The 19,107-nt window shown below is 50.9% G+C and carries 20 protein-coding genes and 1 pseudogene; 18 read left to right on the top strand and 3 right to left on the bottom strand.

Features of this window, described 5'->3' with window-relative positions:
• Positions 1-22: 22 nt before the first annotated feature.
• The 8 genes from GC56T2_RS09110 to GC56T2_RS09075 all read left to right on the top strand — a co-directional run bounded on the left by GC56T2_RS09110 (position 23) and on the right by GC56T2_RS09075 (position 9,055).
• Positions 23-424: an acyl-CoA thioesterase gene (locus GC56T2_RS09110; protein ID WP_033019077.1), complete on the top strand. Its 402-nt coding sequence runs from the start codon at positions 23-25 to the stop codon at positions 422-424.
• Between the two features lie 173 nt (positions 425-597).
• On the top strand, positions 598-999 hold the full coding sequence (locus GC56T2_RS09105) for a DnaA N-terminal domain-containing protein (RefSeq protein ID WP_231559832.1): 402 nt from the start codon (positions 598-600) through the stop codon (positions 997-999).
• A gap of 418 nt (positions 1,000-1,417) precedes the next feature.
• Complete coding sequence (gene nirB / locus GC56T2_RS09100; protein ID WP_144974645.1) at positions 1,418-3,844, top strand: nitrite reductase large subunit NirB; 2,427 nt, start codon at positions 1,418-1,420, stop codon at positions 3,842-3,844.
• A gap of 145 nt (positions 3,845-3,989) precedes the next feature.
• On the top strand, positions 3,990-4,310 hold the full coding sequence (nirD, locus tag GC56T2_RS09095) for a nitrite reductase small subunit NirD (RefSeq protein WP_031409281.1): 321 nt from the start codon (positions 3,990-3,992) through the stop codon (positions 4,308-4,310).
• A complete protein-coding gene (gene nasC, locus GC56T2_RS09090; protein WP_144974643.1) occupies positions 4,307-6,454 on the top strand; it encodes an assimilatory nitrate reductase catalytic subunit NasC in 2,148 nt (715 codons plus the stop codon). The genes nirD and nasC overlap by 4 nt, the downstream gene beginning before the upstream one ends.
• 287 nt (positions 6,455-6,741) lie before the next feature.
• Positions 6,742-7,953: a nitrate/nitrite transporter gene (locus GC56T2_RS09085; protein ID WP_144974641.1), complete on the top strand. Its 1,212-nt coding sequence runs from the start codon at positions 6,742-6,744 to the stop codon at positions 7,951-7,953.
• Positions 7,954-8,292: 339 nt separating this feature from the next.
• Positions 8,293-8,682 (top strand): hypothetical protein, encoded by a 390-nt coding sequence (locus GC56T2_RS09080; RefSeq protein WP_033017767.1) that lies wholly within the window; start codon positions 8,293-8,295, stop codon positions 8,680-8,682.
• Position 8,683: 1 nt separating this feature from the next.
• The gene (locus GC56T2_RS09075) at positions 8,684-9,055 is read left to right on the top strand and encodes a type II toxin-antitoxin system RelE family toxin (RefSeq protein WP_013399920.1); all 372 of its coding nucleotides are present in this window, start codon (positions 8,684-8,686) and stop codon (positions 9,053-9,055) included.
• A gap of 252 nt (positions 9,056-9,307) precedes the next feature.
• Here GC56T2_RS09075 and GC56T2_RS17800 read toward each other — a convergent pair whose 3' ends face one another.
• The gene (locus tag GC56T2_RS17800) at positions 9,308-9,445 is read right to left on the bottom strand and encodes a hypothetical protein (protein WP_165570902.1); all 138 of its coding nucleotides are present in this window, start codon (positions 9,443-9,445) and stop codon (positions 9,308-9,310) included.
• On the bottom strand, positions 9,405-9,608 hold the full coding sequence (locus GC56T2_RS09065; protein ID WP_255516143.1) for a Fur-regulated basic protein FbpA: 204 nt from the start codon (positions 9,606-9,608) through the stop codon (positions 9,405-9,407). The genes GC56T2_RS17800 and GC56T2_RS09065 overlap by 41 nt, the downstream gene beginning before the upstream one ends.
• Before the next feature lie 190 nt (positions 9,609-9,798).
• On the opposite strand from GC56T2_RS09065, the gene GC56T2_RS09060 reads away from it, so the two are divergent.
• From GC56T2_RS09060 to GC56T2_RS09015, 10 genes and pseudogenes are all read left to right on the top strand, one after another.
• On the top strand, positions 9,799-10,104 hold the full coding sequence (locus GC56T2_RS09060) for a MerR family transcriptional regulator (RefSeq protein WP_144974637.1): 306 nt from the start codon (positions 9,799-9,801) through the stop codon (positions 10,102-10,104).
• Positions 10,105-10,402: 298 nt separating this feature from the next.
• The gene (locus GC56T2_RS09055; protein WP_144974635.1) at positions 10,403-10,714 is read left to right on the top strand and encodes a PTS sugar transporter subunit IIB; all 312 of its coding nucleotides are present in this window, start codon (positions 10,403-10,405) and stop codon (positions 10,712-10,714) included.
• A 3-nt stretch (positions 10,715-10,717) separates the two neighbouring features.
• Positions 10,718-11,050, top strand: coding sequence for a PTS lactose/cellobiose transporter subunit IIA (locus GC56T2_RS09050; RefSeq protein ID WP_144974633.1), 333 nt, complete (start codon positions 10,718-10,720; stop codon positions 11,048-11,050).
• Between the two features lie 17 nt (positions 11,051-11,067).
• Positions 11,068-12,384, top strand: coding sequence for a PTS cellobiose transporter subunit IIC (gene celB, locus GC56T2_RS09045; RefSeq protein WP_144974631.1), 1,317 nt, complete (start codon positions 11,068-11,070; stop codon positions 12,382-12,384).
• A 19-nt stretch (positions 12,385-12,403) separates the two neighbouring features.
• On the top strand, positions 12,404-13,816 hold the full coding sequence (locus GC56T2_RS09040; protein WP_144974629.1) for a glycoside hydrolase family 1 protein: 1,413 nt from the start codon (positions 12,404-12,406) through the stop codon (positions 13,814-13,816).
• Positions 13,817-13,976: 160 nt separating this feature from the next.
• The gene (locus GC56T2_RS09035) at positions 13,977-14,690 is read left to right on the top strand and encodes a GntR family transcriptional regulator (protein WP_144974627.1); all 714 of its coding nucleotides are present in this window, start codon (positions 13,977-13,979) and stop codon (positions 14,688-14,690) included.
• A 365-nt stretch (positions 14,691-15,055) separates the two neighbouring features.
• Positions 15,056-15,631 carry a YkoP family protein gene (locus tag GC56T2_RS09030; protein WP_144974625.1) on the top strand — a complete coding sequence of 192 codons (576 nt, stop codon included), beginning with the start codon at positions 15,056-15,058 and terminating at the stop codon, positions 15,629-15,631.
• Between the two features lie 60 nt (positions 15,632-15,691).
• On the top strand, positions 15,692-16,549 hold the full coding sequence (locus tag GC56T2_RS09025) for a metallophosphoesterase (RefSeq protein ID WP_144974623.1): 858 nt from the start codon (positions 15,692-15,694) through the stop codon (positions 16,547-16,549).
• Positions 16,550-16,627: 78 nt separating this feature from the next.
• A pseudogene (locus GC56T2_RS09020) lies at positions 16,628-16,903 on the top strand (Na+/H+ antiporter NhaC family protein); the annotation flags it as partial.
• 65 nt (positions 16,904-16,968) lie between these two features.
• A complete protein-coding gene (locus GC56T2_RS09015; protein ID WP_144974621.1) occupies positions 16,969-17,916 on the top strand; it encodes an endonuclease I family protein in 948 nt (315 codons plus the stop codon).
• A 114-nt stretch (positions 17,917-18,030) separates the two neighbouring features.
• On the opposite strand, the gene GC56T2_RS09010 is transcribed toward GC56T2_RS09015, so the two are convergent.
• Positions 18,031-18,990, bottom strand: coding sequence for a bile acid:sodium symporter family protein (locus GC56T2_RS09010; RefSeq protein WP_144974619.1), 960 nt, complete (start codon positions 18,988-18,990; stop codon positions 18,031-18,033).
• Positions 18,991-19,107 lie beyond the last annotated feature (117 nt).

Below are 19,107 nucleotides of genomic sequence, written 5' to 3'. Positions count from 1 at the left end.
GTGTTTTTAGGGAGGAAAGAGGATGTTTACGACGGTCATCACGCCGCGCGTGTCGGAAACGGACGGTGTCGGTCATATTAACAACACGACGGTGCCTGTTTGGTTTGAAGCCGGTCGGCATGAAATTTTCAAACTGTTTACGCCGGATTTGTCGTTTCGGCGCTGGCGGATGGTAATCATTCGCATGGAAGTCGACTATGTCCATCAAATGTATTACGGACAAGATGTGACAGTGTACACCGGTATTGAACGTATTGGCAACACAAGCCTGACGATTTATGAGGAAATCCATCAAAACGGGGTGGTTTGCGCCAAAGGACGGGCGGTGTATGTCAATTTCAATTTTGAGACGGGACGTCCTGAACGGATTCCGGATGACATTCGCAGCGCGTTGCGTGAGCATCTTTGGCAGCCGAACGAATAGGAAAGAAGGGGCTGCCCAAGAGGTTTTGATCCGCCTTCTAGGGGAGCGAATGGTGAACTTCGCCCATAGCCCGACGCAAAGTCATGTTTTCTCATCATGAATTCTTCGTTTTGCATCGTTTCGCTCTGTCACTGTTGAGTGTGGCCTATTTTTTAGCGGAAGGAGGAGGAGTGGTGAAGGAACATTTGTGGGAGCAGGTCAAAGCCAAGCTCGCGCAAAAATTGTCTGGCGCCTCTTTTGATGCTTGGTTCGCGTCGACGTCCGCGACGGTGGATGAAGACTGGCTGATTATCGAATGCGTGAACGAGATTCAATGTGAATGGCTGCAAATCAGATACGGCGAACTGATCGGCGAGACGGTGCGCGAGGTGTTTGGTCGCGAGATGCGCATTTTCGTGTCCGTCTGCGGCGAGCGGCAGCAAATCGAGAAGCGGCTCGAACAGCGGCACGGGGTGCCGATTACGTTCCGGCAATATATGACGCAGTTGGAGAAGCAAGTCGATGAGCTCGAACGGCGCGTTGACCATTATTCACGAATCATCGATGAATTGCTTGCTTCGCGGCCGATCCACTGATGATGGCGATGAGCGGTTTTGCCAAGAAAGAGTTGGGGTTTTAAGAAAAAGTGCCATAGGCGGCGTGATCTGCCCTCGACCCGGGGATGAAGATCACGCGTCAGTTCAGCATTTTCACGAAAAGGGCGTTTCCTTGCTTGGAGCGCCCTTTTTATTTTGTTATAAAAAATGACATTGATCACAAAAAAACTGATTTTTAGGTTGTTTTTATCAAAATTGCGTAACATTATCTAACAAGAAAAATGCCGGCTCTGCTTTTCCGTGCTATGATGTGCTCAACGACGGTGAAGGAGGGAACATGAAAATGGGGAGGACGAGAGAAGTCGGGTTGTTAACGCTGATCGGGATGATGGTTCGTCTATGGCTGCATCGCTGACGGAAAATGCTGAGCATGGCACGGAGACGGAGGGATGGCGACGTGAAACGAAAATTAGTGTTAGTCGGCAACGGCATGGCGGGGGTCCGCTGCATCGAGGAGATTGTAAAACTCAATCGTGAGGCGTTTGAGATTACGATTTTTGGCAGCGAGCCGCATCCGAACTATAACCGGATTTTGTTGTCCAAGGTGTTGCAAGGGGATACGTCCATTGAGGAGATTACCTTAAACAGTTGGGAATGGTACGAACAAAACGGCATTCGACTGTTTGCTGGGGAAACGGTGACGGACATTGATCACGAAGCGCGACTCGTCCGGACCGACCGCGGGCGGGTGGTCGAATACGATGAATTAATTTTAGCCACGGGCTCGAACCCGTTTATCTTGCCGGTGCCGGGGGCGGATTTGCCTGGGGTGACGGCGTTTCGCGATATCCAAGATTGCGAGCGGATGATCGAATATGCGAAGACGTACAAAAAAGCGGCGGTCATCGGCGGGGGGTTGCTTGGTTTAGAGGCTGCGCGCGGCCTGCTTAACTTAGGGATGGACGTCGACGTCATCCATATCTTCGATTATTTAATGGAGCGTCAGCTTGATCCGACCGCTTCGAAGCTGTTGCAGCGGGAACTCGAGAAGCAAGGGATGAACTTTTTGCTTCGCAAAGAGACGGCCGAATTGTTCGGCAACGGCCGCGTGGAAGGAGTGCGATTTAAGGACGGTACGTCCATTGCCGCTGACTTGGTGGTGATGGCGGTCGGCATTCGTCCGAATGTTGATTTAGCGCGGAGAAGCGGAATCGCGGTGAATCGAGGGATTGTCGTCAACGATTATTTAGAAACGAATGTGCCGCACATTTACGCGGTCGGTGAATGCGCGGAACATCGCGGTGTTGTTTATGGGCTCGTCGCTCCGCTTTATGAGCAGGGGAAAGTGCTGGCACAAGCGATTTGCGGCCGAAAAGGAAAGTCGTACGAAGGGTCGGTTGTCTCGACCCAACTGAAAGTGTCAGGCGTCGATGTGTTCTCAGCCGGCGAGTTTATGGATGTTGAGGGCACGGAATCGATCAAGTTGTATGACGAAGCGCGTTCGGTGTACAAGAAAGTCGTCGTTCGCGAAGGGAAAGTCGTTGGCGCCGTGCTGTTTGGCGACACGAGCGAAGGAAGAAAACTGTTGGATATGATCGAGCGCGGTGATTCGCTTGAAGCGCTTTCTCTTTCGTTATTGGCGCCAGCTTCATCGGGAGGAAAAGAAAGCCTTGTGGCGACGATGGCGGATACCGATGTCGTCTGTGGCTGCAACGGGGTGACAAAAGGTGCGATTTGTCAGGCGATTGCCGAACACGGGCTCAAGACGGTCACTGAGGTGCGCGACTATACGAACGCGTCCCGCTCATGCGGCGGATGTAAAGGGCTTGTCGCCGAGCTGCTTGAGCATATGCTCGGTGAAGAAGTGAATCGGTATACGGTGAAAGAAACGATCTGCGGCTGCACGAACGTAAGCCGTGAGGAAGTGATTGCAGCGATCAAAGAAAAACGGCTGATGACGGTCAAAGAAGTCATGAGCGTATTGGGATGGAAAAAAGAAGAAGGTTGTTCCAAATGCCGTCCGGCGCTCAATTATTACTTAGGCATGTTGTATCCGGGTGAGTACGACGAAGAAGTGGAGTCGTTGTTTGTCAATGAGCGGCTGCATGCCAACATCCAGGCGGATGGTACGTACTCCGTTGTGCCGCGCATGTACGGCGGGGTGACGACAGCCGAGCAGCTGCGGAAAATTGCCGATGTCGCAGAAAAATACAACGTACCGATGATTAAGCTCACAGGAGGGCAGCGCATTGACTTGCTTGGGGTGAAAAAAGAAGATTTGCCGCGCATTTGGGCCGATCTCGGCATGCCGTCCGGCTACGCCTACGCCAAGGCGCTGCGAACGGTGAAAACGTGCGTCGGCAAGCAGTTTTGCCGCTTTGGCACACAAGATTCGACCGGGCTTGGCATCCGGATGGAACAAACATTTGAACGGCTGAAAACGCCGCATAAAGTGAAAATGGCGGTGTCCGCCTGCCCGCGCAACTGCGCCGAATCGGGCATTAAAGACGTTGGCGTTGTCGGTGTGGAGGGGGGCTGGGAAATTTATGTCGGCGGCAACGGCGGCACCCATTTGCGTGCGGCTGACTTGCTTTGCACGGTCAAGACGGAAGAAGAAGTGTTGGAGATGACCGGCGCGTTTTTGCAATATTACCGGGAGTCCGCGCATTATTTGGAGCGGACGTCCAAATGGGTCGAGCGCGTCGGGCTTGAGCATATCCGCGAAGTGCTGTTCGATGTGGAAATGCGCCGCGCGCTGCTTGAACGGCTCCACAAAGCCCTTTCGGCGACAAAAGATCCGTGGCGGGAAATCGTCGAAAACGAGAGGATGCAACAAACGTTGTTCTGCGATCTCGGCGACAAAGAGCCGGTGCCGGTCGAATGAAAGGCAATGGCGGCGGATGGAAAGACGGGCGGGCAAAAAAGCCGGTCGCTTCCGCCGTCCAGCGTTATCCAGCATTTGAGCGGAGAGAAAAAGGCTCTCCGACACGTTGGCGCTTGACTATGCATCCATGCGAGGAGATGAAGTGATGATGAGAGTAAAAGTGGGAACAATCGAACAGTTGCCGAAACGGCTTGGAAAATGCGTGCACATCGGGGTGCTGGAGCTTGCTTTATTCCGTACCCAAGATGATCGAGTATACGCCGTCGAAAATCGTTGTCCGCATAAAGGAGGGGATTTGTCGCAAGGCATTGTCAGCGGCGAGTATGTGTTTTGCCCGCTTCATGATTGGAAAATTTGCTTAAGAGACGGTCAGGCGCAGGCGCCGGATGAAGGGTGCGTCAAAACGTACCGCGCGACGGTGGAAGACGGCTGTGTATATGTCGAGTTGCAGGAAACGGGTGAATGACGATGACGAATGAATTGCTGCGCTACTTTCGCGCCAAGGAAAAGGAGCGGGCCTCGGAAACAGCCGCCGCGACCCAATGTCCGTTTTGCAGCGTCCAGTGCCCACTTCAGCTGGTGGAGGAGCGGATTGTAGAACGGCGCCGCTACAAGGCGGTCCCGATCGACAACCCAACGTCCAACGGCCGCCTTTGTTTAAAGGGGATCAACGCTCACCAGCACGCTTTGCATCCCGAGCGGCTGTTGTTTCCGCTTGCTAAAGTGGACGGCCGGTTTGTGCGCGTCAGTTGGGAGGAGGCGCTTTCGCTAATCGCGGAACGAATCATCTCGATTCAAAAGAAAGATGGAGTCGATGCGTTTGCTGTTTACGGCGGCGGATCGTTGACGAACGAGGAGGCGTATTTGCTTGGGAAATTTGCCCGCGTGGCGCTCAAGACACGGCATATTGACTACAACGGCCGCTTTTGCATGTCGGCGGCCGCGGCTGCGATGAACGACGCATTCGGTCTTGACCGCGGGTTGACGAATCCGCTGTCCGATATTCCGCTGGCGCAGACGATCATTTTGGTTGGAACCAATATCGCCGAATGCCAGCCGACGTTGATGCCGTATGTTTACGAAGCGAAGAAAAACGGAGCGTTTCTCATCGTGGTGGATCCGCGGGAAACGAAAACGGCGGCGTTGGCCGATTTGCATCTGCCGCTCAAGCCGGGAACGGATGCAGCATTGGCCATCGGTGTAGGAAAAGTGTTGATCGAAGAAAGGTATATCGATGAAGCGTTCGTGCGCGAGCGGACGGTTGGGTTTGCCGAATGGAAACAGCACGTGGAAGCGATCGATATGGACGAGATCGTCCGGATGACCGACGTGCCGGCTGAGAAGATCCGTTTGGCGGCACGGAAGTACGGGGAGGCGCCGGAAGCGATCGTGCTCACCGCGCGCGGCCTGGAGCAGCAAGCGGACGGCTATGCAGCGGTCAGACAATGGATTAACGCCGTATTGGCGACCGGCAAAATCGGCCGGCCCGGTTCAGGATTTGGTTCGATCACCGGGCAAGGGAACGGACAAGGCGGCCGCGAGCATGGACAAAAAGCCGACCAGCTCCCGGGTTATCGAAGCATTGAGCATCCGGAACACCGACGGTATATTGCGAGCGTATGGGGCGTTGCGCCGGATGAACTGCCGAGAAAGGGGGTGTCAGCGTATGAAATGATGCAAAAAATCGATGCGGGCGAGATTACCGGACTGTTTGTCATGGGATCGAATCCCGTCGTTTCCAGCCCGAATGCCGCGTTTGTCGCTAGGGCGCTCAAGAAGCTTGAGTTTCTCGTTGTTGCCGATCTGTTTTTGTCGGAAACAGCCGAGCTGGCCGATCTCGTGTTGCCTGTTTCGTCGTATTTGGAAGATGAAGGGACGGTGACGAACGTCGAAGGGCGGATATGCTTGCGACCGGCGGCTCGGAAGTGTCCTGGGGAGGTGAAACATGACTGGGAAATTTTATGCGCGATTGCTCACAAGCTTGGCAAGGGCCGCCACTTTTCCTTTGCGTCCGCTGAAGAGATTTTCAACGAACTGCGGCTGGCGAGCCGCGGCGGCAAAGCGGACTATTATGGCGTGACGTATGAACGGCTACGCCGCGAACGCATCTACTGGCCGTGTCCGGACGTCTCGCATCTCGGCACCCCAAGGTTATTCACGGATCGATTTGCGCACCCGGATGGCAAGGCGAGGTTTGCGGTTTTGTCGTTTCGGACGGACAAAGAGGAGACGGATGAATCGTATCCGCTTTACTTAACGACCGGTCGGGTGCTCGTTCATTATTTGAGCGGAACGCAGACGCGGCGCAGCCCAGCGCTGGCGGCGCGGCAGCCGGAGGCGACCGTCGAGATCCACCCGAGGACGGCGAAGCGATACGGAATCGGCCCGGGGATGCTTGTGCGCATTGAAACGCGGCGCGGTGCGGCGGTTGTTCGCAGCCGTTACAATGAGCAAATTCGCGAGGATACCATCTTTGTCCCATTCCACTGGAGCGGCCTGCAACAAATTAACAACGTCACGTCCGATGAACTCGATCCGCATTGCCGGATGCCGGCGTTTAAGCGGTGCGCAGCTCGGGTGCGGCCGGTTGTTGATTTAGGGAGAAATTAACTGCCGGTGGATTGCCCGAAATTTTGCACTAAATCACCGGCCTTCTAGAGGAATGGTAAAATATGGTTATTTATCTTGAACAATAGGGGGCATTTGCAAGTCGATCTTGGATGCGACAGGGCTTTTCTATTTGAAAAACGAGGCTGGTAAGCGGCCTGTTTCCTTAAATCACCGGCCTCCTAGAGGCAAAAAAACTTCCCATCTATCATGGGAAGCAGACAAAGAAATCGCTTTCGCTTTTATTTTACACAAAACAAAACGTCAAGGGCAAGGGGGAGCAAACGAGAATGGCCAAGACATCTTTTTGGCGGGCGGGACATGCGCCGACGTTATTGTCGTCGTTTTTGTACTTTGATATTAGCTTTATGATTTGGAACTTGCTTGGCGCGCTTGGTGTGTTTGTTGCTGAGTCGTTTGCCCTCACGCCGGCGGAAAAAGGGATGATGGTCGCCATTCCCGTGTTGGGAGGGGCGCTGCTTCGCGTTCCGATGGGGTTGCTCGCCGATCGCTGGGGCGGGAAGCGGGCTGGTCTGCTCGGCATGGCGGTGACGGCTGTGCCGCTTGTGTGGGGGTGGCTGTTTTCGGACCATATGGCGGATGTGTATGCCCTTGGATTTTTGCTTGGTGTAGGCGGGGCTAGTTTCGCTGTCGCTTTGCCCCTGGCAAGCCGCTGGTATCCGAAAGAATATCAAGGGCTGGCTATGGGGATTGCCGGGGCGGGAAACAGCGGGACGGTGCTGGCAACGCTGTTTGGTCCGCGGTTGGCGGAGGCGTATGGATGGAACGCGGTGTTCGGATTGGCGCTTGCCCCGCTTGTTGTTGTCTTTTTTCTATTCGCTTGGCTGGCGCGTGAATGTCCAACAGCGGTGAAGCCCGTTTCGTTGCGTGAATACGGAGCTGTCCTCCGTCGAAAAGAAGCATGGCTGTTTTGTTTCTTTTACAGTTTGTCATTCGGTGGGTTTGTCGGGCTGACCGGATACTTAGGCATTTTCTTCTTTGATGAATACGGCGTCAGCAAAGTCACGGCTGGCGATTTCGTCACCGCCGTCGTGTTTGCGGGCAGCTTGATCCGCCCGATCGGCGGTTATCTCGCTGACCGGATCGGCGGAATGCGGCTTCTTTCCTTGTTGTTTGCCGTTGGAGCGGTTTTGCTTGCGTTCATCGGCGCATTGCCGCCCCTTTTCATCGTGTTCGGATTGATGGTCGTTCTTTTCCTTTGCTTTGGTGCGGCAAACGGTGCTTTGTTCCAAGTCGTTCCAACCTGGTTTCCGAAAGAAGTCGGATTGCTGACCGGCATCGTCGGGGCGGCCGGCGGGTTGGGAGGGTTTTTGCTGCCGAACGTGCTCGGGGCGATGAAACAGTGGCTCGGTTCCCCGGCATACGGATTTTGGCTGTTTGCCATTGTTCTTGGAGGGGCTATGCTGACGGCGCGCCGTTTACAAGCGCAGGCGGTTGAGGATGTCCCCCATGCAAACGGTATGGTGGAGCGATCTGGATAAAAGGCTGCAATCAAACAAGAGACAGCGAAAAGGTGTCCGGAGCTTAGGGACGCCTTTTCGTGTAAACTGGGGTTGCTTCGATCGCGGAAAGGTCAGAGCGTCGTCCAGTTCATCAATGACGACGCGAAGCAAGATATATCCATTGATGTGATTAAAAAACAGCTCTATGTCGCCTAGGGGATACCCTGTTTGTCTCTTGGGGCATAGAAATTACTGTAATGAAAAATGTTCATCTATAGAAATGAAATATAGGCCGTAAATAAATGTGTTGTTTTTTGTGTAAACTTACGTGTATAATATAGATGATAATGCATATACTAAAGATAAGGAGGATGGAAAGTGGGGGTTCATACATTGACAAAAGAACAATATCCTATTGCCAATACAAACACATTGAATTTTTTGAAAACTAATGTTTTAAGTGTTACGGATATTTCTAGAACAAAAAAATTATCAGAAATACTTGATCGTTTTTCAAATGGAGTCTCAGATGAGGTATTTGTTATTCAAAATGCAAAAAAGAAAGATGCATTGGCTGTAATCGTCGATATAGATTATTTTAAGCAACTGCTTCAAATAAAAGAAGTTGTAGAAGAAGCGCTTGATCAAATTGTTATGGAAGAGGCATATGCACGTAAGAATAAACCTGTAAATCAAACTTTATCAGATATTTTTGATGAAGCAGATATTAATGTAAACGAATTAATGAAATTATTAGAGGAAGATTGATGTGAAAACACTTGAAGATTTGCAGGAGCTTATTTTAGAAAAATATAACGTTGAACTGAGGTTTGTTGAGGATGTAAAGCAAGATATTAAAGCGATTAATAAAGGACATAGACAAACCGTTTTATTAGAAATTTTAAGAAGGGCAAAGCAAGGCCCCTTATTTAAGCCGGATGGAGTTGCTGAATCGTTACATGGGGACTTGCATGGTTTTGCAAAGATTAAGTCAAAGTCACTAAATATTAGAATTATTTATCGCCCAGTTGAAGGACAGCCGATAAGAATGGAAATAATTGCAATAGGTCCTCGTGATAAGAAAAAGGCATATCGAATGGCTGCGGAACGTTTACAAAAATTCTTCATGGAAATGGATTAGATACAGACTTTCACGTAATTTCCGACAGAAGTCTCCCACCTCGAGGAGTGTGCTAGGCAAAGCTCAATGAGTAGGTGGGAGAGGAATGTCGGTTGGCGATCGCCGACGGATGTGGTCATCGATTGTTCGAACGGATGCCTTCGGAGCAAAGGAAAGCCGTAAAGGTTCTTTTATGTGTGGCTTATCGTTCGGCGAACACGCACAAGTCGCTTGAAGCCTCCACCTCTAAGCGAAGCGTAGATGGAGGGTGGTTCACAGTCGATTTTGGAAAAAGCGGAGCAGCTCTTCAGCGCGGTTTCCGACCAGTTGAATCAGCTGTTCAAACATGGCGTCGCGCTGCAGATCGAGTTCAATGATGCGTTTCGCCAGCTCGAGCGCTTTTTCGTTCATGGAACTGGCCCCCTTTCATGGTCCAAATGGGTCTAAATCGTTCGTATTCACGGCGCAATTCCTCTATCGTCCAGTGTTCGAGCTGTTCCTGATCCTCGGCTGCGCCTGACTGGGCGAGCTGTTGAATGTAGAACTGTTTTTGACGCCGAATGGCGTTTCGCATCCACTTCCCCATCGCATTCCCTCCTGCTTTTTCCTCACTATATCACCTCTTTCTTAAGTGTACAGCAAATGTGTTAAGCCGATTTACAGGAATGTTAAAAAATATGTTAATTTTATTTACAAAAATACACGGAACTACAACGGTTTTTGTATAATTACGTTATAAAACATGACGCAAAGAGGTGAGGAAGATGTCTACTCGTCCTCAAGAGGAATCATATAAACATAAAAAAGTGATTTCGATTGGCGTTGTAAGTGAACTGACGGGGTTATCACAACGACAAATCCGCTATTATGAGGAGAGAAAGTTGGTGTTTCCCGACCGCTCGAAAGGCACTCGCAAATATTCGTTCGCCGATGTCGAACTGCTAATGAACATTGCCAATCAGCGCGAGGAAGGAGTATCGACATGGGAAATCCGCCAGCAGATGTCGAAAGAATTGCGCGAGCGAATGTTAAAAGGGCAAATGAACGCCCATTTTCGGAGGCGTTCCTAGGGATGCGGACAGATTCGAATTTTGGACGCATCCCCTGCTTGGAAGCAGAGCATGCGGAAAACCGCCTGGCCGTGTGCCAACAGGATGTAAACACAGCGGCGTTTGTCCAATAATAAGAGCATAGTTGCTTGGCGCGCACAGAGATTCGTGCGCGCTTTTTTTGTTGCAGGATCAAAAGGTTGGTTTAAAAATATTAATCTTTTTTGTTAAATGACTAGACAAATAAAATTAAATGTATATAATTTAAATTGAAAACGATATCATTTGTTTTACTCAATGCAAAGAGGAGGAATGAACCATGAAACGGATTTTATTGGCTTGCAGTTCTGGCATGTCGACAAGCTTGTTGGTGACGAAAATGCAAGAGCACGTCAAGTCCATCGGTGCGGAGGCAGAAATTTGGGCGGTCGGCCAAGACCAAGCAAAAAAAGAGATGGCTAAAGCGGATGTTGTTCTGATTGGCCCACAAATGAGCTTTTTGAAAGGGGAATTGCAAAAAGAAGCGCAAAAATACGGCATTCCCGTTGATGTTATAGACATGGTGGCTTATGGGATGGCGGATGGCAAAAAAGTGTATGAGCAGGCATTAAAATTGATGGGGGATCAGTAACGGATGGAGAAAATCGATATCAATCAACTTACCAATGAACAAGTTGCTTTCCAGTTAATTTTGCATAGTGGCAACGCCCGCAGCAAAATCATCCAGGCCATCCGTGAATACCGGACTGGACAGGTCGGAGAAGCGGAGCAGCTGATTCAAGAAGCAGAGCAGGACTTAAGCATCGCCCATGATGTTCATTTCCAACTTATTCAAAAAGAGGCCAGCGGCGAGCAAACAAATATTACGTTGCTTCTCATGCATGCCGAAGATCACGTCATGTCAACGCTGGCGATGAAAGAAATTGTAAAAGAAATGCTCGCGCTGATGAAAGAACGAAATCTATAAAAAGGGAGGGCTGCTCGATGGGCCAAACGTTATTTGAAAAATTAAGCAAAGTGCTTGTTCCGATCGCTGGAAAGTTGAACAATAGCCGTTATTTGCAAGTGTTGCGCGATGCGTTTATGTTGGCGTTTCCGTTGACGATTTTTGGTTCGATCGCAGTCGTCATCGCCAACTTGCCGTTTTTGGACAAGGTGATGAGTGAAAACAGCCTCAATGCGCTTAAAGAGATGCTCGGTGTTGCCCCAAATGCAACAATGGGCGTAATGACGATTTTCGTCGTGTTTGGTATTGGCTATTATTTGTCGAAAAGTTATGAAGTTGAGGGGATTTTCGGCGGTGCCATCGCATTAGCTTCTTTTCTCTTGTTGACGCCATTCGTTTTGCAGGTGGAGGGGAGCGAAGCTGTGCAAGGGGTCATCCCGCTCGACCGCTTAGGGGCGAAAGGGATGTTTCTTGGCATGATTACCGCGTTTGTCGCTGGGGAAATTTATCGGAAAGTGGTACAGAAAAACATTACGATTAAAATGCCGGCCGGGGTGCCGCCAGCCGTGGCTAAGTCGTTTGCGGCGCTGATTCCGGCGGTGGTCACCCTGACCTTCTTCCTCGTCGTCAATATCATTGTAACACAAATTTTTAAAACAAACATGCATGATGTCATTTATAACGCGGTACAAGCCCCGCTTGTTGGGTTGGGAAGCGGCATTGTTCCCACGTTGATCGCCATTTTTGTCGCGCAAATTTTGTGGTTTTTCGGGCTGCATGGGCAAATCATCATTAACTCGGTGATGGATCCGATTTGGAACACGTTGTCGCTCGAAAACTTAAATGCGTATACACAAGGAGAGGAAGTTCCGCATATCGTCAGCAAACAGTTTATTGAAATTTATACGGTCGGGATGGGCGGAACGGGAATGACGCTTGCTGTCATTTTTGCGATCTTGCTCTTTATGAAGAGCAAGCAAATGAAGCAGGTGGCCAAGCTCGGCCTCGGACCGGGAATCTTTAACGTCAATGAGCCGATTATTTTTGGTTTGCCGGTCGTGATGAATCCACTCGTCATCGTTCCGTGGATTTTGGCTCCGATGGTCGTTACATTGGTGACGTATTTGGCGATGTCTTCAGGCCTTGTACCGCCGCCCAACGGTGTCGCAGTGCCGTGGACGGTGCCGATTTTCATCAACGGCATAATGGCGACAAACTCGCTGGCCGGCGGATTGCTGCAAGTGGTCAACTTCTTGATTGTGCTTGTCATTTGGTTCCCGTTCTTGAAATTCATCGATCGGATGAATTTGCAAAAGGAGAGAGAGGAGCAAGCCGCTACGAAAAGCGCATCATAAGCAAATGGGGGGAATCGCGATGGAACAACGATCAAAGCAACCAATCACCTATCGCTTTCCTGCCGGATTTTGGTGGGGAAGTGCGACGTCTGCAACACAAATTGAAGGGGCAGCCAACGAGGGGGGGAAAGGGAAAAATATTTGGGACCACTGGTATGAGCAGGAGCCGCACCGCTTTTTTAACGGTGTCGGTCCGGCGACGGCATCGGATTTTTACCATCGCTACAAAGAGGACATTGCGTTAATGAAGGAGATCGGTCATAATTCATTCCGGTTTTCAATTTCATGGTCGCGTTTGATTCCAGATGGGGTTGGTGAGGTCAACCCGGAGGCGGTGCGGTTTTACAATGCGGTCATCGATGAATTGCTGGCGAACGGGATTGAACCGTTTGTGAACTTGTACCATTTTGATATGCCATTGGCGCTGCAACATATCGGAGGCTGGGAAAGTCGCGAAGTCGTGGATGCCTACGCCCGCTACGCAAGCATTTGCTTTGACTTGTTCGGAGATCGAGTAAAAAAATGGTTTACCCATAATGAACCGATCGTTCCGGTGGAGGGAGGGTATTTATACGATTTTCATTACCCGAACATCGTAGACTTCCGCCGTGCCGTGCAAGTGGCTTATCATACGGTGATCGCCCACGCCAAAGCGGTTGCCGCCTTCCGCAACGCAGCGATAGCGGACGGAAAGATTGGCATTATTTTGAATTTGACGCCGTCTTATCCGCGCAGCCAGCACCCTGCTGATGTGAAAGCGGCGCATATTGCCGATTTACTGTTTAACCGCAGCTTTCTCGATCCTGCGGTGAAAGGAGAATACCCGCAAGATTTGATTGAGCTGTTGGCTGAACACGGCTTTTTGCCTGTAACGGAAGCCGGTGATCGCGAGTTGATCAAAGAAAACACGATCGATTTACTTGGCATCAACTACTATCAACCGCGCCGCGTCAAAGCGAAAGAGCATCTGCCCAATCCGGATGCCCCGTTTTTGCCGGAACGGTTTTTCGATTATTATGCCATGCCAGGCCGGAAAATGAATCCGTATCGTGGCTGGGAAATTTATGAAAAAGGCGTTTATGATATTTTAATCAATATCAAGGAAAACTATGGAAACATTGAGTGCTTTATTTCCGAAAACGGCATGGGCGTTGAAGGAGAAGAACGGTTCCGTGATGAAAGTGGCATGATTCATGACGACTACCGGATTGCATTCATTCGTGAACATTTAAAATGGGTGCATCGTGCGATTGAAGAAGGAGTCAATGTGAAAGGGTACCACCTTTGGACGTTTATGGACAACTGGTCGTGGACCAATGCCTATAAAAACCGGTACGGACTCGTGGCTGTCGACTTGGAGAACGATTTGAAACGAACGATTAAAAAAAGCGGTTATTGGTTTAAATCGTTGGCAGAAAACAACGGATTTTAATCGGAAAGCAAAGGCGTCCCGAGCAACGGGGCGCTTTTTGTCGGTGGGGAGAACCGAGCGGCAAAGCCAAAGCGGTGAAGGAGAACGCCGCATTGGCTATTGTGCAAACAGATGATTGTTCGTACAATGAAAATAAGACAAATGCCGAGGGATGAAAACGATGCCAAAATATGAGCAAATTTCTAACGAAATACGGAGACGAATTAAAGAGGGAGTATATTCCCCAGATGAGCCGATCCCTGATGAAATCTCGCTCGCCGAGGAGTTTGGCTGCAGCCGGATGACCGTGAAACGAGCGCTTGATGTGCTCGTATCCGAAGGGTTGTTGTATCGAAAGCGCGGCCACGGTACGTTTATTGTAAAATCCGCCATGCTTGATGGATTGGTGAACGTCGTCAGCAACGAAACACTTGGCTTGACGAGTTTATTGAAAGGGCGGAAGGTAACAAGTAAAATCATTACGTTCGAAGTATTATTTCCCTCAGCTGAGGTTGCCGCTCATTTGTGCATCGATGTAAATACACCGGTCTATCACTTGATTCGGTTGAGGAATGTCGATGATGAACCATATGTCATTGAGCGGACATATATGCCCGTTCGCTTGATTCCTAGGCTCAATGAACGAGTGCTTCATGGCTCCATTTATCACTACATTACCCATGATCTTGGTTTAACCATTGCCGGTTCGCACCGAAAGATTCGGGCCGATAAGCCGAATGAGCTTGACCGTTGCTATTTGCAATGTGCCCCTGATGACCCGGTGTTGGAACTTGAACAAGTCGGTTTTCTAAATAATGGGGAGCCGTTTGAATATTCGTTTTCTCGTCATCGGTACGATAAATTCGTATTTGTCACCGTCAGCACCCGACGATAAGCGAAGATGAACGAAGATTACCCACCTGCAAGGTAAGTGAAAATCTCCCACCCGCTCGCGTTAGATCGGGTGGGAGAACGTTTTCGGCGGCAGCGCTTATGGGCTGCGTCAGGTGAAAACCCGCTCTCGCTGGCGACGTGGCCAACCGATGATGGTCGGATGGAAGTGGAAGAAACGGGAGAAAACGCACTGGTGTCGCGGTCGTCGCCACCGAGTGTGACGTTGCGCTTGGCTTTCATTTCGGAATGTGCGGCCTGCGGGCGGTTAGGCGGCCGGACGATACCCCTTTTTCCCATTTATAATGTGCCGATAAATGTTTCACAATGGTAATGCAACGACATAAGGGAAAAAGGAAGGATGCGGGCATGAAAGAGAAAGCGGTTCAAAGTTTGGTGGCGTTGTGGCGGATGCTTGATCCGATTTACTATGCTTGTTCCCGGCTTGAATATGCGATGGAGGGGAATGGCGGACGACGTTCCATTTTTCGCGTCCGTCCGCTGAAGTATAAAGGTGAGACGATTTATCTTTCCGACGGGACGACGATTAGGAATGACGATTGGTTGTTGAAAATTCACCTCCATAACGTCCGGCTTATGTGCGAACTGCTCCGTTACGACAGCGATATGAAAAGAGGGCGCTACCTTTTCGAACAAGTGAAAGCCGGTTTGCCGCATGTCGCCCATCATCTTTACCATCACGAACAGTCCTCCCGCATAAAAGGGATCATCGGCGTGACCATGTTAAACAAAGGATGTGAGAGGCTCGGATTTGATACCGTGGACATTGGGAATTCATTTTACCGTTGGTTTAAAATGGCATCCCATTGGCCGATAATGACATTGGCTCAACGACGTCTAGTGCCGCTTGTCCGTCCGCCGAAGTATTTGGTGATGTCAAAAGAAAAGCTGTTTTCGCTCTACGGTTGCCATCTTATCCACTAACTCCCTCTTTCTTCTCTCCTCCATTTCACTATAATGGGTATCGAGGGAGGAGAGAAGACGATGACAATCTTTTTTGGCGTTCTTGCCATCTTGTTATTGCTTGCTTTCATCATTCGTAAAGCCCACCGCAACACGTATGAAGCGGTTTTGCATAAAGTCCAAGTCGGCGGCTGTCCAGAGGGTGGGGACGGAGCCCTTCGGATTTTGCAGCTGTCGGATTTGCATCTTGAAAAACTGTCGATCACCCCGGACGATGTATACAACAAGCTGAAAGACGAAGCGATCGATTTGATCGCGTTGACGGGCGACTTTTTGGACCGTGAGGAAAGCATCGACAAGCTCGGTCCGTATTTGGCTGCACTCAATGCATTGAAACCGACGTACGGCATGTATGCGGTGTTTGGCAACCATGATTACGTGCTTCAAGGTGAACCGTTTGAGCGCTTGAGAGCGACGCTTGAGGCGCACGGCTGCATCGTCTTGCAAAACGAGACGAAAACGATCACGGTCAACGGTCAAACCGTCAATATCATTGGCATCGATGATTTTTACACGGGGCGCAGTGACATCAAAAAGGCGTACGCCGGCGTGAAAGACGGCATCAACCTCGTGTTGACGCACGACCCAGACATCGTGCCGCATATGAAAGATTATCATTTTGACTATCTGTTGTCGGGTCATTTCCACGGCGGGCAAATTCATTGGCCGAAGCCGTACCATTTGGCGAAAATGAGCAAAACGCTCACCGAGCGGAACATGATCAAAGGTTATCATGAATGGGAAGGAAAACCGTTTTATATCAACGAAGGGCTTGGGCAAACGGGAGTGAACATCCGGATTGGCTCGAAGCCGGAAGTGACGCTCCACGTCATGGCGTTGCCGCCTGTGGCGGGAACGGAAGCGGTCAAGGCTGTCTAAATGGGCAGCTTTGGCCGCTTTTTCGTCGCTATGGGCAACGCGTCCTGCGCTGAAGCTTGTATTCATCGCAGAACGTTTGGCGCTGTCATTTCCTATTTCATCGGCTCATCGTGGGGGATGTTGATGCCGCTTGGCGTAACGCTCGCGAGCCAGTCAGGAGCGAACATTTTGCCGGTCATCGGCGCGGTGTTTGCGAGCGGGACGTTCGGGGCGTTCGCGTCGCCGCTCAGCGACAATACCGTGACGCTGTGCACCATTTTGGATTTGCCGGTGATGGAGTATGCGCGCACGAAGCTGGTTCCGTCGCTCATCGCCGCCGTTTTGTTCGGCGCCGCGTCATTTCTTTTGTGTTAGCGCTAATGTCGCCTCTCCCCCTTTCGTGATACACTAAAAGAAATAAGGAAGAGAGGGGAGCGGCGATGGGGGAGACGGAACGGCAGCTTGACGAGCTCAGCCAATGGCAAACGGAAGATGTGGCCGCGCAGCTCGAGCCGTTGCACGAGCGGCTCGCTCTGGAGGACGCGTATTACCAGACCGCCGAAGATGAGAGGGCGCGCGCCCGATATTATCGTCATCTGCCGCTTGATGGGGATGGATTGATGTTGTTTGTCCGCTATCACGAACTGGTGGCGCGCACCCATAAGCGGCGGCTGCCGTATTTTTTCAGCAAGGACGAATATTTGTACACATGGGTCGACTTGCAGCCGGACGGAACGGTGCGAAGCTTGTACTCCGGCGAGCGAAAAGACCCGAAGATGTTGATCGTCCAAGATGTCCAAACGATGAAACGGCGCTACGATGAATTTCGCCAGTTGTTGAAAAACATGAAGCATGGGCTCGGCGATGTGCACGAGCGGGTGAAAACGATCGAGCAGCAATGGAAATTCAATGCCGAACATGTCGTGCCCCAGTCGTGGTTTGGCGCCCGCGAACCGATGAAAGGCGATTTGCATCATTTGTTCGTCTGTCAGCCGGAGTGCAACACGATGCGGTCGAATTTTCCGTATGCAGACTTTCCGTTTTACAATCCGGAAGATCCCGGCGAGCAAGTGCAAAACTGTTGCGGCGTTGCCTATAACGGCTATTTCGAGCCGGAGTACGGCAAAGGGACGGCGGCAAGGGCCATGCTGTACTTTCTGCTTCGCTATCCGAAGGCGATCGCAAAGCCGTTTCGGCGCAAAATCGATATTCCGCTCCTTGTCCGTTGGCACGAGCAATTTCCGCCGACAGTGTATGAACATCATCGCAACAGCGCGATTTTTTTCATCCAAGGCAACCGCAACCCGTTCATTGATTTCCCCGAACTGGCGGGGCGGATGGTGTTTCCGTTTGAAGGGACGATGACAAGCGGAGCGTTGTCTGAATAGCGCTTGGCCGCTTGAGCATGGCGGTGAACAAAAAGCGGCTCCCGGAAGACGAGCGTTTCTGCCGGGAGACCGCTTTTTTGTTTCCTGCCGTTGGACAAGGCGCAAGAGGGAAGGTTAGGCGGAAACCGTCTTGCCATCCGGTGGTTGGCGATCCGCTTGTTTGCGGAAGTATGTGGCGACCATCGGGCCGGAAATATTGTGCCAGACGCTGAAAATGGCGCTCGGAACGGCAGCGAGCGGCGAAAAATGGGCGGTCGCCAAGGCCGCGCCAAGCCCGGAGTTTTGCATGCCGACTTCGATGGAAATCGCCTTTTGTTTGGGCGGTGACAGGCGAAACAGTTTGGCAAACCAATACCCAAGCAGCAAGCCCAACCCGTTATGAGCAACGACAATAAGAAAAATAAGCAGTCCGCTTTTGGCAATGGCCGCTTGGTTTTGCCCGACGACGGCGGCGACGATGGCCACGATGGCGATGACCGAAACGAGCGGCAACGCCGGGATGCATGCTTTGACTTGCTTTTGGAACAGCGCCTGGGCGATGAGGCCTAAAACGATCGGAATGAGCACGACTTTGACGATCGACCAAAACAAAGCCGCGGCCGATACGGACAACCATTTTCCGGCGAAAAGCAAAATGAGCGAAGGTGTCAAAATCGGCGCCAAAATCGTCGAAACAGACGTGACGGCGACCGACAGCGCCGTATCTCCTTTTGCCAAATACGTCATGACGTTGGACGCCGTTCCGCCCGGGCAGCAGCCGACTAAAATAATGCCGAGCGCCACTTCGCGCGAAACTGGCAGAAAGTAAGCGAGCAAAAACGCGACAAGCGGCATGATCAGAAACTGGGCAACGACGCCGATCAACACATCAAGCGGACGTTTGAATACTTCTTTGAAATCATCCGCTGAAAGCGTCAATCCCATGCCAAACATCACGATGCCTAACAGCGGCACAATATACGGGGCGATCCACGTAAACGCGCCGGGGACGAAAAAAGCGAGCGCGCCGAACAGAAGCACCCAGATCGCAAACGTATTGCCGACAACGTTGCTGATTCTTCCTAGCATGTTCATTCGCATTTCCTCCTTGTACAAAGATGGGAAAGTGATACAAGGAATTATATATATTTTTTAGAAAAGTTCAACTAGTAAATCATCATTTTTTGAAGAAATGTTGTCAATCGACCGTGG

This window comes from Geobacillus sp. C56-T2 (genome assembly GCF_007829715.1).
GTDB classification, from domain to species: domain Bacteria; phylum Bacillota; class Bacilli; order Bacillales; family Anoxybacillaceae; genus Geobacillus; species Geobacillus icigianus.
This window is presented reverse-complemented; position numbering and strand designations above follow the sequence as displayed.

What these genes read in the sequence shown, in the direction of transcription:
- GC56T2_RS09110 (WP_033019077.1), top strand. Translation starts at nt 23, where the DNA reads ATGTTTACGACGGTCATCACGCCGCGCGTGTCGGAAACGGACGGTGTC.
- nirD (WP_031409281.1), top strand. Translation starts at nt 3,990, where the DNA reads ATGATGAGAGTAAAAGTGGGAACAATCGAACAGTTGCCGAAACGGCTT.
- nasC (WP_144974643.1), top strand. Translation starts at nt 4,307, where the DNA reads ATGACGATGACGAATGAATTGCTGCGCTACTTTCGCGCCAAGGAAAAG.
- GC56T2_RS09085 (WP_144974641.1), top strand. Translation starts at nt 6,742, where the DNA reads ATGGCCAAGACATCTTTTTGGCGGGCGGGACATGCGCCGACGTTATTG.
- GC56T2_RS17800 (WP_165570902.1), bottom strand. Translation starts at nt 9,445, where the DNA reads ATGAACGAAAAAGCGCTCGAGCTGGCGAAACGCATCATTGAACTCGAT.
- GC56T2_RS09065 (WP_255516143.1), bottom strand. Translation starts at nt 9,608, where the DNA reads ATGCGAAACGCCATTCGGCGTCAAAAACAGTTCTACATTCAACAGCTC.
- GC56T2_RS09060 (WP_144974637.1), top strand. Translation starts at nt 9,799, where the DNA reads ATGTCTACTCGTCCTCAAGAGGAATCATATAAACATAAAAAAGTGATT.
- GC56T2_RS09055 (WP_144974635.1), top strand. Translation starts at nt 10,403, where the DNA reads ATGAAACGGATTTTATTGGCTTGCAGTTCTGGCATGTCGACAAGCTTG.
- GC56T2_RS09050 (WP_144974633.1), top strand. Translation starts at nt 10,718, where the DNA reads ATGGAGAAAATCGATATCAATCAACTTACCAATGAACAAGTTGCTTTC.
- celB (WP_144974631.1), top strand. Translation starts at nt 11,068, where the DNA reads ATGGGCCAAACGTTATTTGAAAAATTAAGCAAAGTGCTTGTTCCGATC.
- GC56T2_RS09040 (WP_144974629.1), top strand. Translation starts at nt 12,404, where the DNA reads ATGGAACAACGATCAAAGCAACCAATCACCTATCGCTTTCCTGCCGGA.
- GC56T2_RS09035 (WP_144974627.1), top strand. Translation starts at nt 13,977, where the DNA reads ATGCCAAAATATGAGCAAATTTCTAACGAAATACGGAGACGAATTAAA.
- GC56T2_RS09030 (WP_144974625.1), top strand. Translation starts at nt 15,056, where the DNA reads ATGAAAGAGAAAGCGGTTCAAAGTTTGGTGGCGTTGTGGCGGATGCTT.
- GC56T2_RS09025 (WP_144974623.1), top strand. Translation starts at nt 15,692, where the DNA reads ATGACAATCTTTTTTGGCGTTCTTGCCATCTTGTTATTGCTTGCTTTC.
- GC56T2_RS09015 (WP_144974621.1), top strand. Translation starts at nt 16,969, where the DNA reads ATGGGGGAGACGGAACGGCAGCTTGACGAGCTCAGCCAATGGCAAACG.
- GC56T2_RS09010 (WP_144974619.1), bottom strand. Translation starts at nt 18,990, where the DNA reads ATGAACATGCTAGGAAGAATCAGCAACGTTGTCGGCAATACGTTTGCG.